The 13,736-nt window shown below is 72.3% G+C and carries 13 protein-coding genes; 2 read left to right on the top strand and 11 right to left on the bottom strand.

Going from position 1 to position 13,736, the window contains the following annotated elements:
* Positions 1 to 42: 42 nt before the first annotated feature.
* From ACLQ14_RS05970 to ACLQ14_RS06020, 11 genes are all read right to left on the bottom strand, one after another.
* The gene (locus ACLQ14_RS05970) at positions 43 to 804 is read right to left on the bottom strand and encodes a YebC/PmpR family DNA-binding transcriptional regulator (RefSeq protein ID WP_425810901.1); all 762 of its coding nucleotides are present in this window, start codon (positions 802 to 804) and stop codon (positions 43 to 45) included.
* A gap of 3 nt (positions 805 to 807) precedes the next feature.
* Positions 808 to 1,422 (bottom strand): pyridoxal 5'-phosphate synthase glutaminase subunit PdxT, encoded by a 615-nt coding sequence (gene pdxT, locus ACLQ14_RS05975; protein WP_425810903.1) that lies wholly within the window; start codon positions 1,420 to 1,422, stop codon positions 808 to 810.
* A 46-nt stretch (positions 1,423 to 1,468) separates the two neighbouring features.
* Positions 1,469 to 1,972, bottom strand: coding sequence for an NUDIX hydrolase (locus tag ACLQ14_RS05980; RefSeq protein WP_425810905.1), 504 nt, complete (start codon positions 1,970 to 1,972; stop codon positions 1,469 to 1,471).
* 62 nt (positions 1,973 to 2,034) lie between these two features.
* Positions 2,035 to 2,994, bottom strand: a complete 960-nt coding sequence (gene pdxS / locus ACLQ14_RS05985) for a pyridoxal 5'-phosphate synthase lyase subunit PdxS (protein WP_425810907.1) — start codon at positions 2,992 to 2,994, stop codon at positions 2,035 to 2,037.
* Positions 2,995 to 3,056: 62 nt separating this feature from the next.
* Positions 3,057 to 3,653: a hypothetical protein gene (locus tag ACLQ14_RS05990; protein ID WP_425810909.1), complete on the bottom strand. Its 597-nt coding sequence runs from the start codon at positions 3,651 to 3,653 to the stop codon at positions 3,057 to 3,059.
* The gene (locus ACLQ14_RS05995) at positions 3,650 to 4,867 is read right to left on the bottom strand and encodes a glycosyltransferase family 4 protein (protein ID WP_425810911.1); all 1,218 of its coding nucleotides are present in this window, start codon (positions 4,865 to 4,867) and stop codon (positions 3,650 to 3,652) included. The genes ACLQ14_RS05990 and ACLQ14_RS05995 overlap by 4 nt, the downstream gene beginning before the upstream one ends.
* Positions 4,864 to 5,871 carry a phosphatidylinositol mannoside acyltransferase gene (locus ACLQ14_RS06000; protein WP_425810913.1) on the bottom strand — a complete coding sequence of 336 codons (1,008 nt, stop codon included), beginning with the start codon at positions 5,869 to 5,871 and terminating at the stop codon, positions 4,864 to 4,866. Before ACLQ14_RS06000 ends, ACLQ14_RS05995 begins: the two co-directional genes overlap by 4 nt.
* Positions 5,868 to 6,542 carry a phosphatidylinositol phosphate synthase gene (gene pgsA / locus ACLQ14_RS06005; protein WP_425810915.1) on the bottom strand — a complete coding sequence of 225 codons (675 nt, stop codon included), beginning with the start codon at positions 6,540 to 6,542 and terminating at the stop codon, positions 5,868 to 5,870. Before pgsA ends, ACLQ14_RS06000 begins: the two co-directional genes overlap by 4 nt.
* Complete coding sequence (locus ACLQ14_RS06010) at positions 6,539 to 7,114, bottom strand: HIT family protein (protein WP_425810917.1); 576 nt, start codon at positions 7,112 to 7,114, stop codon at positions 6,539 to 6,541. Before ACLQ14_RS06010 ends, pgsA begins: the two co-directional genes overlap by 4 nt.
* 3 nt (positions 7,115 to 7,117) lie before the next feature.
* Entirely contained in the window at positions 7,118 to 9,130 is a 2,013-nt protein-coding gene (gene thrS, locus ACLQ14_RS06015) for a threonine--tRNA ligase (protein ID WP_425811641.1), read from the bottom strand.
* Between the two features lie 114 nt (positions 9,131 to 9,244).
* The gene (locus tag ACLQ14_RS06020; protein ID WP_425810919.1) at positions 9,245 to 9,430 is read right to left on the bottom strand and encodes a hypothetical protein; all 186 of its coding nucleotides are present in this window, start codon (positions 9,428 to 9,430) and stop codon (positions 9,245 to 9,247) included.
* 354 nt (positions 9,431 to 9,784) lie between these two features.
* On the opposite strand from ACLQ14_RS06020, the gene ACLQ14_RS06025 reads away from it, so the two are divergent.
* Positions 9,785 to 11,230 carry a pectate lyase family protein gene (locus ACLQ14_RS06025; protein ID WP_425810921.1) on the top strand — a complete coding sequence of 482 codons (1,446 nt, stop codon included), beginning with the start codon at positions 9,785 to 9,787 and terminating at the stop codon, positions 11,228 to 11,230.
* A 29-nt stretch (positions 11,231 to 11,259) separates the two neighbouring features.
* Entirely contained in the window at positions 11,260 to 13,716 is a 2,457-nt protein-coding gene (locus ACLQ14_RS06030) for a hypothetical protein (protein WP_425810923.1), read from the top strand.
* Positions 13,717 to 13,736 lie beyond the last annotated feature (20 nt).

A 13,736-nucleotide genomic window follows, 5' to 3' on the forward strand; every position in this document is an offset into this window, starting at 1 on the left:
ACCGCGCTGCCCCGACCACGAGCGGCCTGCCGACGAGAGGGACTACTCCTCCTCGTCGAGCTCCGCCATCACCTCGTCGCTCGCGTCGAAGTTCGCGTACACGTTCTGCACGTCGTCGCTGTCCTCGAGCGCGTCGATGAGCCGCAGGATCTTGCGGGCGCCGTCGGCGTCGACCTCCACCTCCATGGAGGGGTGCCAGATCGAGTCGGCGGAGTCGTACTCGATGCCGGCGTCCTGGATGGCGGTGCGCACGGCGACGAGGTCGGTGGGCTCGCAGAGCACCTCGAACACGTCGCCGTTGTCGGTGACGTCCTCGGCGCCGGCGTCGAGCGCGGCGAGCATGACGTCGTCCTCGGCGACGCCGTCGGCCTTGGGCACGACGACGAGGCCCTTGCGGGAGAACAGGTACGACACGGAGCCGGGGTCGGCGAGGCTGCCGCCGTTGCGGGAGAACGCGGTGCGGACCTCGGCGGCGGCGCGGTTCTTGTTGTCGGTGAGGCACTCGACGAGCACGGCGATGCCGTTGGCGCCGTAGCCCTCGTACATGATCGTCTGGTAGTCGACGGCGTCGGCGCCCTGACCGGACCCGCGCTTGACGGCGCGGTCGATGTTGTCGTTGGGGACCGACGTCTTCTTGGCCTTCTGGATGGCGTCGAAGAGGGTCGGGTTGCCCGCGGGGTCACCGCCGCCGGTGCGCGCGGCGACCTCGATGTTCTTGATGAGCTTGGCGAAGAGCTTGCCGCGCTTCGCGTCGATCACGGCCTTCTTGTGCTTGGTCGTGGCCCACTTGGAGTGACCTGACATCGACTACGACTCCTTGACGATCTGGACGAAGTGCTCGTGCACGCGCCGATCCCCCGAGATCTCGGGGTGGAACGACGTCGCGAGCAGCGAGCCTTGGCGAACTGCAACGATCTTACCGGCGACCGGTTCGGGGTAGTCGTCGGGGATCCGGGCGAGGACGTCGACGCCGTCGCCGACCTCCTCGATCCAGGGGGCCCGGATGAAGACGGCGTGCACGGGGCCGCCGTCGAGGTGCGCGAACGGGAGGTCGGCCTCGAACGAGTCGACCTGCCGGCCGAACGCGTTGCGCCGCACGGTGGCGCGGAGGCCGCCGAGGGTCTGCTGGTCGCTGGTGCCGCCGAGCACGCGGTCGGCGAGGAGGATCATGCCTGCGCACGAGCCGTAGACGGGCAGGCCGTCGGCGATCCGGGCGCGCAGCGGGTCGGCGAGCCCGAAGATGCGCAGCAGCTTGTCGATCGTGGTCGACTCGCCGCCGGGGAGCACGAGCCCGTCGACGGCGGCGAGCTCGTCGGGCCGCCGCACGGTCACGGCGCGGGCGCCCGACGCCTCGAGGGCGGCGCGGTGCTCGCGGACGTCGCCCTGCAGCGCGAGGACGCCGATGGTGGGGGTGCTGCTCACGGAGTGTCGTGCTCCTCGCTGCTCGGTCCGGTACTCGGTGGGGTGCTCAGTCGTCGTGCTCGGTGCCCAGGTGCAGGACGGTCCCGTCCCAGCCGCCCGCCAGCCGCTCGACGACGTCGGGCAGGGCCGTCGGGAAGTACTCGAGGGGCTGCGCGCGCAGCTCGTCGGGGCTGAGCCACGCGAGCTCGTCGAGGAGCTCGCGCTCGACGTCCGTCCAGCCGGCCGTGTCGGGGCCGACGTGCGGCACGACGGCGGCGTAGAACACCTCGTCCTGGCGGCACGTCTCCTTGTAGAAGTCGAAGATCCCGACGCGCGTCAGCACCGGTCCGACGAGCTGGCCGGGCTCGAGCACGATCCCGGTCTCCTCGCGCACCTCGCGGACCGCCGCCTCGAGCGGCGTCTCGTCGCCGTCGATGCCGCCGCCCACGGTGAACCACCAGGAGCGCTCGGGCTGGTCGGCGTCGTGGCCGCGCACCAGGAGCGCGCGTCCGGCGTCGTCGAGCAGGATCACACGCGCAGCCCGGCGGAACCGGACGCCGTCGGGGCCCACGGTCCAGTCCGCCCCCAGCGAGGAAGCGCGAGGAGGCGCGCCTGCGCCCTCGAGCCCGGACGTCACCAGCCGCGCTCGGCGAGCCGGTGCGGGACGGGGATGTCGTCGACGTTGATGCCGACCATGGCCTCGCCGAGGCCGCGGGACACGTCCGCGATGACGTCGGGGTCGTCGTAGAACGTGGTGGCCTTGACGATCGCCGCGGCCCGCTGCGCCGGGTTGCCGGACTTGAAGATCCCCGAGCCGACGAACACGCCCTCGGCGCCGAGCTGCATCATCATGGCCGCGTCGGCGGGGGTCGCGATGCCGCCCGCGGTGAACATGACGACGGGGAGCTTGCCGGTCGCCGCGATCTCCTTGACGAGCTCGTACGGCGCCTGCAGCTCCTTGGCGGCGACGAACAGCTCGTCCTCCGGGAGCGAGGTGAGGCGCCGGATCTCGGCGCGGATGGTGCGCATGTGCGTCGTCGCGTTCGAGACGTCACCCGTGCCGGCCTCGCCCTTGGACCGGATCATCGCCGCGCCCTCGGTGATGCGCCGCAGGGCCTCGCCGAGGTTGGTCGCGCCGCACACGAACGGGACGGTGAACTGCCACTTGTCGATGTGGTTCGCGTAGTCCGCGGGGGTCAGCACCTCGGACTCGTCCACGTAGTCGACGCCGAGGCTCTGCAGGACCTGCGCCTCGACGAAGTGCCCGATCCGGGCCTTGGCCATCACGGGGATCGAGACCGCCGCGATGATGCCGTCGATCATGTCCGGGTCGCTCATGCGCGAGACGCCGCCCTGGGCGCGGATGTCCGCGGGAACCCGCTCGAGCGCCATGACGGCGACGGCGCCCGCGTCCTCGGCGATCTTGGCCTGCTCGGGCGTGACGACGTCCATGATGACGCCGCCCTTGAGCATCTCCGCCATGCCGCGCTTGACGCGGGCGGTGCCGACGGCGGCCGCGGCACTGCCGTTCCGCTCGGCGTTCGACTGGTCCGGGGAGGCGGGCGATGACGACGGGGACGACGGTGACGACACGGTGAGACCTCGCACGTTGCTGGGGCGTGTTCGCGGTGCACCGGGAGGCGGGCCCGCTGCCCTCATGCTACGCCGGGCACGCCCTCCCCCGGCGCGGGCGTCTGCGTCTCGAGAGGGCGCAACGACGCAGGTGAGGCGTCGTCGAGCTCCGCGGTCTGCGGCATCGCGGCGTGGCCGGCGAGGCGCAGGAGCCGCACGTACCAGCGGCGCCTGCGGCGCTGCGTCTGGTCGACCGCCTCGTTGTGGAAGCGCCGCGCGAGCTGGGCCCGGTACCAGGCGCCGGCCAGCTCCCCGAGGACGACGGCGCCGTCGGGCTCCTCGCACCAGCGGCTCACGTCGTCGGGGTCGCCGAGGACGGCACGCAGCGTCGCGGACAGGTCGCTCTCGGCGCGCTCGCGCTCGAGGTCGGGAAGCTCTGCGGCCTCGAGCTCCCGCGAGGCAGCGGTGGCGACGAGCACCGAGCTCGCCGGGTCGAGCAGGCCCGACGACGCCAGGTCGCGGGCCGCCGCGGCGCGTCGCACCAGCTGCGCGTCGAGCGCGAGCCGCGACGAGTACACCTTGCGGTGCAGCCGGTCGATGTGGGAGGCCCCGGCCCAGGCGAGCCACAGCACGAGGATGAGGACGAGGACCCCGACGACCACCAGGTCGCTCCAGCTCATCGGGCACCCCCGTCGCGCCGGGCGTCGCCGACGAGCCGCGGCCACAGCCCCGGCCGTCCGTCGCGGAACGCCTCCGGGTCCTCCTGGACGCGCCCGGCCGCCTCCGCAGCGAGGACCATCTCGTACACGGCGAGGACCTGGCCCGTCACGGCCGACCAGTCGTACTGGCGGACCCACTCGTGCGCGTGCGCCACGAGCCCGGCCCGCCGGTCCGTGTCCTCGAGCACGCCGACCACCGCGCGGCCCAGCGCCGCCGGGTCGCCGACGTCGAACAGCACGCCCGCCCGGCCGTCGTCGAGCACGCGGCGGAACGCGCCGAGGTCGCTCGCGACGACGCACGAGCCCGCGCTCATCGCCTCGACCAGCACGATCCCGAAGCTCTCCCCGCCGGTCTGCGGCGCGACGTACACGTCGGCGGACGACAGCAGCGCGGCCTTCTCGTCGTCGGACACGCCCCCGAGGAACTCGAGGGACGACGCGTGCGCACCCACCGCCTCCAAGGCGTCGTCGCGCCCCTGGTCGCCTCGCCCCGCCACGAGGATCCGCGCGCCGGGGAACCGCTCGAGGATCGTGGGCACAGCCTGCGCGAGGACCTGCAGGCCCTTGCGCGGCTCGTCGAGGCGGCCGAGGAACGCGACCGTCGGCGCCTCGGGCGTGCCCGTCCAGCGCGGGTCCACCGGGGCGGCCTCGAACGCGTCCACGTACACGCCGTTGGGAATGACGACGGCGTCGCCGCCCAGGTGCTCGGTCAGGGTGCGCCGCGCGTCCTCGGACACCGCGATGCGCGCCGACAGCTTCTCCAGGCTCTGCCGTACCAGCGGGTACGCGGCCTGCAGCGTCCGCGAGCGGACGAGCGAGGAGTGGAAGGTCGCGACGATCGGGCCCTGCGCGAGCCAGAGCGCGAGCATGCCGAGGGACGGCGTGACGGGCTCGTGCAGGTGCAGGACGTCGAAGTCTCCCCCGACGAGCCACCGGCGCGTGCGGGCCGCCGTCCGCGGGCCGAAGGTCATGCGCGCGACCGCCCCGTTGTACGGGACGGGAACGGCCTTGCCCGCGGGCACGACGTAGTCCGGGATGGGGGTGTCGTCGTCCGCGGGGGCCAGCACGGAGACCTCGTGGCCCCGCGCCATGAGCGCCTCAGCGAGGTCGCGGACGTGGAACTGGACGCCGCCGGGGGCGTCGAACGAGTACGGGCAGACGATCCCGACCCTCACCGGGCACCACCCTCCGTGGCCGCGGCGGCCTGCGGCGCGGCCGTCGCCTCCGGCCCGACCGTCCGCGCGTAGCGTGCGGGGTCGAGGTCGGACACGAAGACCTTCTGCAGCATGTGCCAGTCCTCCGGCCGGCGCCGGATCTCCTCGCCCAGGAAGTCCACCCACCGCTGGCTGGCCTGCGCGATCCGCTCGCGCCGCGACAGGGCGGGGTCCGTCTCGACGAGCGGGCCGAACGTGGCGACGACCCCCCACGGCGTCCCCGCCGCGCGTCGTCGTTCGCCGTCGAGCCGCTCGTACGTCAGCGACGTCCCGAACAGCGGGGCGCCCGTCATGACCGACAGCGCTGCCGGTCCTGCGGCCACGCGCACGCGCTCGCCGAACAGGTCGACCTCGATGCCCTGCGCGCTGAGGTCCCGGTCCGCGAGCAGGGGCACCAGCTTGCCCCCCTCCTGGGCGCCGCGGACGAGCGAGCGGAACACGCCGTCGTCGCCGAACGCCAGGATCGTCATCCCGAGCGACTCGCGGAACGCCAGGAACTCCTCGAACACGCTCGGCGGCTCGAGCCGCTCCGCGACCGTGAGGACCGGCGCGAGGTTCTGGGTCCCCCAGGCGCCCGCGAGGTCCCAGTTGCCCAGGTGCCCGAGCGCCATCAGGACCGACCGGCCCTCGTCCAGGTAGGGCTGCACGACCTCGCGGTTCGCGACCCGCATCCGCGCCCGGATCTGCTCGGGCGTCGCGCCGCTGAGCGTGAACGCCTCGCGGAAGTAGCGCATGTAGGAGCGCATCCCGCCCCGCGACAGACGGCGCAGGTCACGCCTCTCGACCCCCGGCGCCACCCGCTCCAGGTTGCGCTCGAGCTGGTCCACGCCGCCCTTGCGCAGCGCCCACGCCACGTCCGCGCCCGCGGTGAACGCGCCGCGCAGCAGCGGCTCCGGAACCTTGGGCGCGAGGCGCCACGCGGTCGCGTACAGCCTTCCGGCGTCGATCCCCATGCGCCGCGTCACGCTCCTTCGTCGGGTCGGGCGGGCCCGGCGTCGGACCCCGTGCTCCCCGCCGTCGACGACGCCCCGCGCGTCTGGCGGCGCACCGCGGCCATGCGCTGCAGGACGGTCACGGCGCTCGCGGCCGCCAGCACGTACAGCACGACGACGAGCACGACGTCCGGCAGGCCCAGCCCGACCAGCCCGGCCGCAGTCAGGGACACCACGAGCCGCTCGCCGCGCTCGGCGATCCCGACGTTCGCGTCGTACCCGAGCGACTCGGCCTTGGCTCGCGCGTACGGCACGACGCCGCCGATCGCCAGGCAGGCCAGCGCCGCGACGGCGCCCCACATCGACACCGAGGCGTCGGCGTGCCGGACGAACCAGATCGTCATGCCCATGAAGATCGCGCCGTCGACGACGCGGTCCAGCGTCGAGTCGAGGAACGCGCCCCACGGCCCCACGCGGTTCGCGAGCCGCGCCATCGTCCCGTCGAGCGCGTCGGACAGGGTGAGGATCCCGATGACGATGCCCGCCGCGACGAGGTGCCCCGTCGGGTACAGCCACAGCGCGGCGACGACGGCGCCGAGCGCGCCGACGATCGTCACCGCGTCGGGGCTGACCCCGCGGTCGAGGAGGAACTGGGCGACGGGCCGGAACAGGCGTCCGAACCCGGCACGGAGCTTGCTGATCACTCGCTGGTCCCCTTCTCGGGCCAGGCCCCGGCGAGCCGCGCCCGCGTGTCCGCGAGCAGCTCCGGGACGGCCTTGGTCTGTCCGACGATCGGCAGGAAGTTCGCGTCCCCGGCCCATCGCGGCACGACGTGCTGGTGCAGGTGGGCAGCGATCCCGGCCCCGGCGGCGACCCCGAGGTTGGTCCCCAGGTTGAAGCCCCCCGGGCTGTACACGGCCCGCAGCGTCTCGATCGCCGTCCGCGTCCACGCCGCGAGCTCGTCCTGCTCGTCGGCCGTGAGCTCCGTGTAGTCGGACACGTGCCGGTACGGGAGCAGCATGAGATGCCCGGCGTTGTACGGGTAGAGGTTGAGGATCGCGAACACCGTGCGGCCGCGCGCGACGATCAGGCCCTCCTCGTCGCTGCCGCGCTGGGCCCGGCAGAAGGGGCACTGCTCGCTCGTCGCGTCCGCGGGCTTGTCCTGGCCCCCGATGTACACCATGCGGTGCGGCGTCCAGAGGCGCTGGAAGCCGTCGGGGTCGCCGGGATGGTCGGCGAGGTCGTCGACGCGCGGCGCGTCGTCAGGGGCGCCCACGCGTCAGACCTGCGCGTGGTCGCGGACGGCCGCGACGATCCGCTCGACCGCCTCCGCCACGGGGACGCCGTTCTCCTGGTGGCCGTCCCGGTACCGGAAGGACACGGCCCCCGCCTCGGCGTCCTCGCCGCCCGCGATGAGCACGAACGGGATCTTCTGCGTGCTGGCGGTGCGGATCTTCTTGGCGAAGCGGTCGCTCGAGTCGTCCAGCTCGGCGCGGATGCCCTGCGCCTTGAGCTGCCCGACGACGTCCGCCAGGTAGTCGTTGAACGGCTCGGCCACAGGGACGCCCACCACCTGCACGGGCGCGAGCCAGGCGGGGAACGCGCCCGCGTAGTGCTCGACGAGGATCCCGAAGAACCGCTCGATCGACCCGAACAGCGCACGGTGGATCATCACGGGGCGCTTACGGGTGCCGTCCGACGCGGTGTACTCCAGCTCGAACAGCTCCGGCTCGAAGAAGTCGAGCTGGATCGTGGAGAGCTGCCAGGTGCGGCCGATCGCGTCCTTGACCTGGACCGAGATCTTCGGCCCGTAGAACGCCGCGCCCCCCGGGTCGGCGACGAGCTCGAGGCCCGACGCCGTCGCGACCTCGCGCAGGGTCTCGGTCGCGACCTCCCAGGTCGCGTCGTCGCCGACGGACTTCTCGGGGTCGCGGGTCGAGAGCTCGAGGTAGAAGTCGTTCAGCCCGTAGTCGCGCAGCAGGTCCAGGACGAAGGTCAGGAGCGACGCGAGCTCGTCGCGCATCTGCTCGAGGGTCGTGTAGATGTGCGCGTCGTCCTGCGTGAACCCGCGGGCCCGGGTGAGGCCGTGGACCACGCCCGACTTCTCGTACCGGTACACGGTCCCGAACTCGAACAGCCGCAGCGGCAGCTCGCGGTACGAGCGTCCGCGCGACCGGAAGATCAGGTTGTGCATCGGGCAGTTCATGGGCTTGAGGTAGTAGTCCTGCCCGGCCCGCTTCACGTTGCCCTCGTCGTCGACCTCCTCGTCGAGGTGCATGGGCGGGTACATGCCGTCCTTGTACCACTCGAGGTGCTTGGAGGTCTCGAACAGGTTGGCCTTGGTGATGTGGGGCGTGCTCACGAACGAGTAGCCGGCCTCGATGTGCCGCTTGCGCGAGTACTCCTCCATCTCCAGGCGGACCATCGCGCCCTTCGGGTGGAACACGGGCAGCCCGGAGCCGATCTCGTCGGGGAACGAGAAAAGGTCGAGCTCGTTGCCGAGGCGGCGGTGGTCGCGGCGCTCGGCCTCGGCGAGCCGCTCCGTGTACGCGACGAGCTCGTCCTTGCTGGGCCACGCGGTGCCGTAGACGCGCTGGAGCTGCGGGTTCTTCTCGCTCCCCCGCCAGTACGCGGCGGCCGAGCGCATGAGCTTGAACGCGTTGGGGACGATGTAGCGGGTGCTCGGCAGGTGCGGGCCGCGGCACAGGTCCTTCCACGCGACGGACCCGTCGCGGCGGACGTTGTCGTAGATGGTGAGCTCGCCCTCGCCCACCTCGGCCGCGGCACCTTCGGCCGCGGCGGCGGTCGCCTCGCCCTTGCCCTTGAGGTCGACGAGCTCGAGCTTGAAGGGCTCGGTCGCGAGCTCGTCGCGGGCCTCGCCGTCGGTCACGACGCGGCGGCGGAAGGTCTGGCCCTCCTTGATGATCCGCTGCATCGTCTTCTCGAGGGTCTTGAGGTCCTCCGGGGTGAACGGGGTCTCGACGTCGAAGTCGTAGTAGAAGCCGTCGGTGATCGGCGGGCCGATCCCGAGCTTCGCGTCCGGGTTGACCTGCTGGACCGCCTGGGCGAGCACGTGCGCGGTCGAGTGACGCAGCACGGCCAGGCCGTCCGGCTCCGCGACCGTGACCGCCTCGACGACGTCGCCGTCCGCGAGCACCGTCGCCAGGTCCTTCAGGGCGCCGTTGACGCGCTGCACGACGACGTCGCGACGGTCCGCGAACAGGTCGAGGCCCGTCGTGCCCGTCGTGACCTCGCGCTGCTCCCCGTCGAGGGTGATGGTCAGCTGCGACACGGGCACGGAGGTCACGTCAGGTCTCCTCAGAGGATCGGGGGGCCGCCGCCCGCTGGCAGCGACCCCCCGATGGTACCGACAGACCGCCCCGCGCGGCCGACGGCTTTCCGATCCTCAGTCGTTGAGCCTCTTGGCCTGTTCCGCGGCCTTGTCGACGTAGCCGTCGACCGAGTCGGGCGCGAGGCCCTTGAGCTTCTCCGCGGTGCCGTCGATCTTGTCGTCCGTCGCGAGCTCCTTGGCCTTGTCGACCAGGCCACCCAACCCGCTCTTCGCCTTCGCGACCTCGTCCTCGATCCCCATGTCGTCCCCTCCTGCGGGCCTCGGGGGCGCGGTGCCGCGCCCCGGTCTCGACGCTACCGAACCGCCCGGAGGCGGGCGAGGGCAGCGGGCCGGGCGCGGCGGCGAGGCGTCCGACCGGCGCACCGAAGGCCCCCGGGATGCACGTCCGAGAGACGCGTTTCTCTGTTCTGAGAAACCCGTTTCTGTGCTGGCGTTCCGACGGCCGCGGCTGGCACGATGCCGCACATACGGCGAGAGTCCCCGCTCCTGATCGGCGAGCCGGGCGGCCATCTTGTCACGACACCGTTGTCACGATACGTTCGGACGAATTCGGTCAGGAACCGATTTCCCCCCGCTCAACGAGGAGCACGAGACATGCGACGAACCCCCCTGCCCCGCACCGCCGCGCGACGCGCCGCGGCCGTCGGCCTCGCCGTCGCCGCCGCCGTCGCGCTGGCCGCCGGCCCGTCGTCCGCCGGATCGCCGGCCGCGCCCACGGCCGCGCGATGGCTCGGTGCCGCGGACGGCTGGGCCGCCACGAACGGCGGCACCGTCGGCGGCGCCGACGCCCCCCGCGAGAGCTACTACGTCGTCAGCTCCCGCGCCGAGCTGATCGCCGCGGCTGCCAACGGCGGGCACCCGGACGACCCCAAGGTGATCATGGTCCGCGGAACGATCGACGGGAACGAGGCCGCGGACGGGCACCTGCTCGGCGAGCAGGACTACGCGCCCGGGTACGACATCGAGAAGTACATGTCGTGCTTCGCGGACGGCACCACGTGGAGCGACACGACGTTCCCGTACTGCAAGGAGCAGCGTCAGCTCCGGACCACGGGCTCGAACAAGGAGAAGGCCCAGATCCAGATCACGCTGCCGAGCAACACGTCGCTGATCGGCCTCGGCAAGGACGCGACGCTGTCGAGCGTGTTCCTCTCCGTCAACCGGGGCCACGACATCACCGTCCGGAACCTCGCCCTCGAGTCCCCGGTCGACTGGTTCACGTCCTGGGACCCGACCGACGGCGCGAACGGCAACTGGAACGGCCGCTTCAAGGCCATGGGCGTGGTGACCGGGACCAACATCTGGGTCGACCACTGCACGTTCAGCGACGGCGCCTACCCCGACGACGAGGCCCCGACCGGCTTCCAGGGCCGGACCATCCAGCGCCACGACGGCCTGCTCGACATCGAGGACGGTTCGGACTTCATCACCGTCTCCTACAGCCAGTTCCTCGGGCACGACAAGACGATGCTCATCGGCTCCGGCGACAGCCACGCCGACCGCGACGCCGGACACCTCAAGATCACCTACCACCACAACCTCTTCAAGAACGCCCTCGAGCGCAGCCCCCGCGTCCGGTTCGGGGCCGTCCACACGTACAACAACCTGTTCCAGGGTGCCGTGGACGACCCGCACTTCCCGATGCTCAGCCAGGCGCTGGGCGGCCCCGCGTACTTCCTGGGCACGGGCTACCAGTCGAAGATCTACTCCGAGTACAACGACGTCGAGTACACCGGCCCGGGGGCCACGAACGACATCGCGATCATGAACTTCGGCGGCAACCAGTTCGTCGACCACGGCTCGTGGTTCAACGGCCGCCCGACCGACCTCAACACGCTCGCCGCGCAGAAGTTCGACGCCGCCAAGGCCGCCGCGCTCGAGAGCGCCGCGGCGACCGGCACGGCCGCGCCCGACTGGACCGCGCTCGACTTCACGACGGACGTCGGCTGGAGCCCCGCGCACGAGTACAAGTACCACGCGCTGACGTCGCCCGCCGCCGTGCGCGCCGTCGTCCTGGCCCAGGCCGGCGCCGGCCGCTGAGCCGGCGACACCGTACGAGAAGGAGCGACATGAGACCCCATCGAACGGCCGGCGCCCTCCTGAGCGCCGCGCTCGTGCTCGCGACCGTCCCGGCGTCCGTCACGGGCGCCACCGCGGCCACGACGACGACCACGCCCGCCTCGGCCCCCGCCTCCGGCACCTGGTTCGAGAGCGCCTACACCACCTGGACCGGCCACGCCGGCGGCTACCGGGCCTACGTCAGGACGCACGGCGCCTACGACTGGCGCGACGGGAGCAGGATCGAGAACTGGCTGACCGACTGGCAGGAGGTCGACGCGCAGCTCGTGCGCGAGGTGGACCCCGCCCGCGGCACCTGGCGCGTCGACGTCCCGGGCCTGCCCCGCGGCACCTACGACCTGCAGGTCCGCGCCACCGACGGCACCACCGTCGTCGCGACCGCCTCCGGCCTCACGACCCGGTCGTTCCCGCGCGACGGCGCGGCCTTCGTCCCGTCCGACCAGGACGTCTACGGGTTCCCCGGCAGCAACGAAGCCGCGCCCGACGGCGCGGTCGGCGGCTACCTGCCCGACGGGCGCATCGACCCCGACGCACGCGTCGTCTACCTGACCCCCGCGACCATGGGCACGCTCCCGACCACGGTGTTCTCCGACGGTCGCGGCACGCAGGCGGACGCGAAGGACCCGCTCGTCGTCCGTGTCGTCGGCACGATCGGCTCGTTCGACACGGTCGCGGCCACCAAGGCCGCGGCCGGCGCGGACGTGCCGCCGGGCGTCAGCGACAGCCGCATGCTGACCATCGGCAAGGGCAACGGCAACGTCACCGTGGAGGGCGTCGGGACCGACGCGACCCTCTTCGGCTGGGGCGTCAACACCGGCGGCGCGATCAACGTCGAGTTCCGCAACCTGCACCTCGACCAGTGGTACGACGACGCGCTCTCGTTGGACGGCGGGGGCACGGGCACCCGGGCCTCGAACCTCTGGGTGCACGACAACACGTTCGGCTACGGCCAGAACAAGCACCTCGCGCTCGGCCAGGACCCCGACCAGGCCAAGGGCGACGGCGCCGTCGACATCACCAACCACGCCCGGAACTACACCGTCGACCACAACCTCTTCGCGGGCAGCAGCAAGGCCATGCTCGTCGGCGGAGGCGCCTCGTCGATCAGCGCGCACTACGGGACCATCGACCACAACTGGTTCAAGGGGTCGGAGGAGCGCACGCCGCGCGTCCGCAACGGCCGGGTCCACGTCTTCAACAACCTGTACCAGGACATCCAGGGGCACCCGTACCACAACCAGCTCCTGGACCAGGACACCGGGTACGGCATCGGTGCCGGGCACAACGCGACGATCTGGGCCGAGGGCAACATCTTCGACGACGTGAACTTCCCGTTCCTGCGGAGCCGGCAGGGGCACTCCCGCGGGTTCCAGGCGATCGACTACGAGCCCGGCCCGGGCGAGTCCGCCGACGCGAACGCCGGCTACAACCACTTCTTCGGCGACGCACCCGGCTTCATCGTCTCGAAGGAGGCCGTGACCGAGGGCGACTTCCCGGCGAGCGTGGACGGCTTCCGCCGGTCGTCGGACTACCTCCCGGGCCTGACGGACTCTGGGCTCGAGGACCTCCGCCAGGCCGCGCTCGCGCTCGAGCCGAACGTCCTCGACGCGGCGTCGTCGAGGTACTTCGACCCCAAGCTGGACGTCGGCGTCGTCGTCGCGGCGGGGTCCACGACGACCAACCCCACCATGACGACCAGCCCCGCGGCGCAGCTCGACTGGGCGTTCCGGCCGAACCGCGAGGGCGTCTGGCCGACGGACACCCCCCAGAAGACGACCGCGCTGCGGACGGAGATCGAGACCGATTCCGGCGCGCAGAAGGCTGTCGCGGCCACGTCCGCCCCCGTCGCGCCGACCGTGACGGACGTCCGGATCAACGACGAGGTGCGCTCGGCCGTCAGCGAGTTCATCCCCGCGCCGGGCAAGGTCGTCGTCCAGCCCGGCACGTTCACCATCGACTGGACCGGCCGCGACGTCCAGACTGCGAGCTACGAGCTCCAGTGGGACCAGGGCTCCGGCGACTGGGCGACGGTCTCGACGGTCGCGGCCAGCGCCCGCCCGACGACCTTCATCACGCAGTCGATGAACCAGTTCGCCACGCCGGAGACGGTCAAGGTGCTCGCCGCCGCCTCCGACCAGGACGCCCAGTACCTGTTCCGGGTCCGGGCCGTGAACGCCGCGGGCGCGAGCCCCTGGTCGAGCACCTTCGTGCTGAACGGGACGCTCGTGGGCGCGACGCCGTCGGCGCACGTGGAGAAGCGGTCCGGGGCGACCAACGCGCTCACCGTGACCGTGACCGAGAAGTTCGCGAACGGTGTCGCCGCGGACGACACGGAGACCTTCACGATCCGGAACAACGCGTCGGGCACGTACGCCGTCGGGCCGTACCGGGTCCACGTCGCGACGAGCGGCAACACCCAGGTCCGGGCCGTCCGGATCGTCGAGTAGCGCGGCGGTGGGCCGGACGC

It is taken from the genome of Luteimicrobium sp. DT211 (genome assembly GCF_049844995.1).
Classification (GTDB): Bacteria; Actinomycetota; Actinomycetes; order Actinomycetales; family Cellulomonadaceae; genus Luteimicrobium.

Excerpts from the sequence above, each read along its gene's own strand:
- ACLQ14_RS06030 (WP_425810923.1), top strand. The coding sequence starts at position 11,260 with ATGAGACCCCATCGAACGGCCGGCGCCCTCCTGAGCGCCGCGCTCGTG.
- ACLQ14_RS06025 (WP_425810921.1), top strand. The coding sequence starts at position 9,785 with ATGCGACGAACCCCCCTGCCCCGCACCGCCGCGCGACGCGCCGCGGCC.
- ACLQ14_RS05990 (WP_425810909.1), bottom strand. The coding sequence starts at position 3,653 with ATGAGCTGGAGCGACCTGGTGGTCGTCGGGGTCCTCGTCCTCATCCTC.
- ACLQ14_RS05970 (WP_425810901.1), bottom strand. The coding sequence starts at position 804 with ATGTCAGGTCACTCCAAGTGGGCCACGACCAAGCACAAGAAGGCCGTG.
- ACLQ14_RS06020 (WP_425810919.1), bottom strand. The coding sequence starts at position 9,430 with ATGGGGATCGAGGACGAGGTCGCGAAGGCGAAGAGCGGGTTGGGTGGC.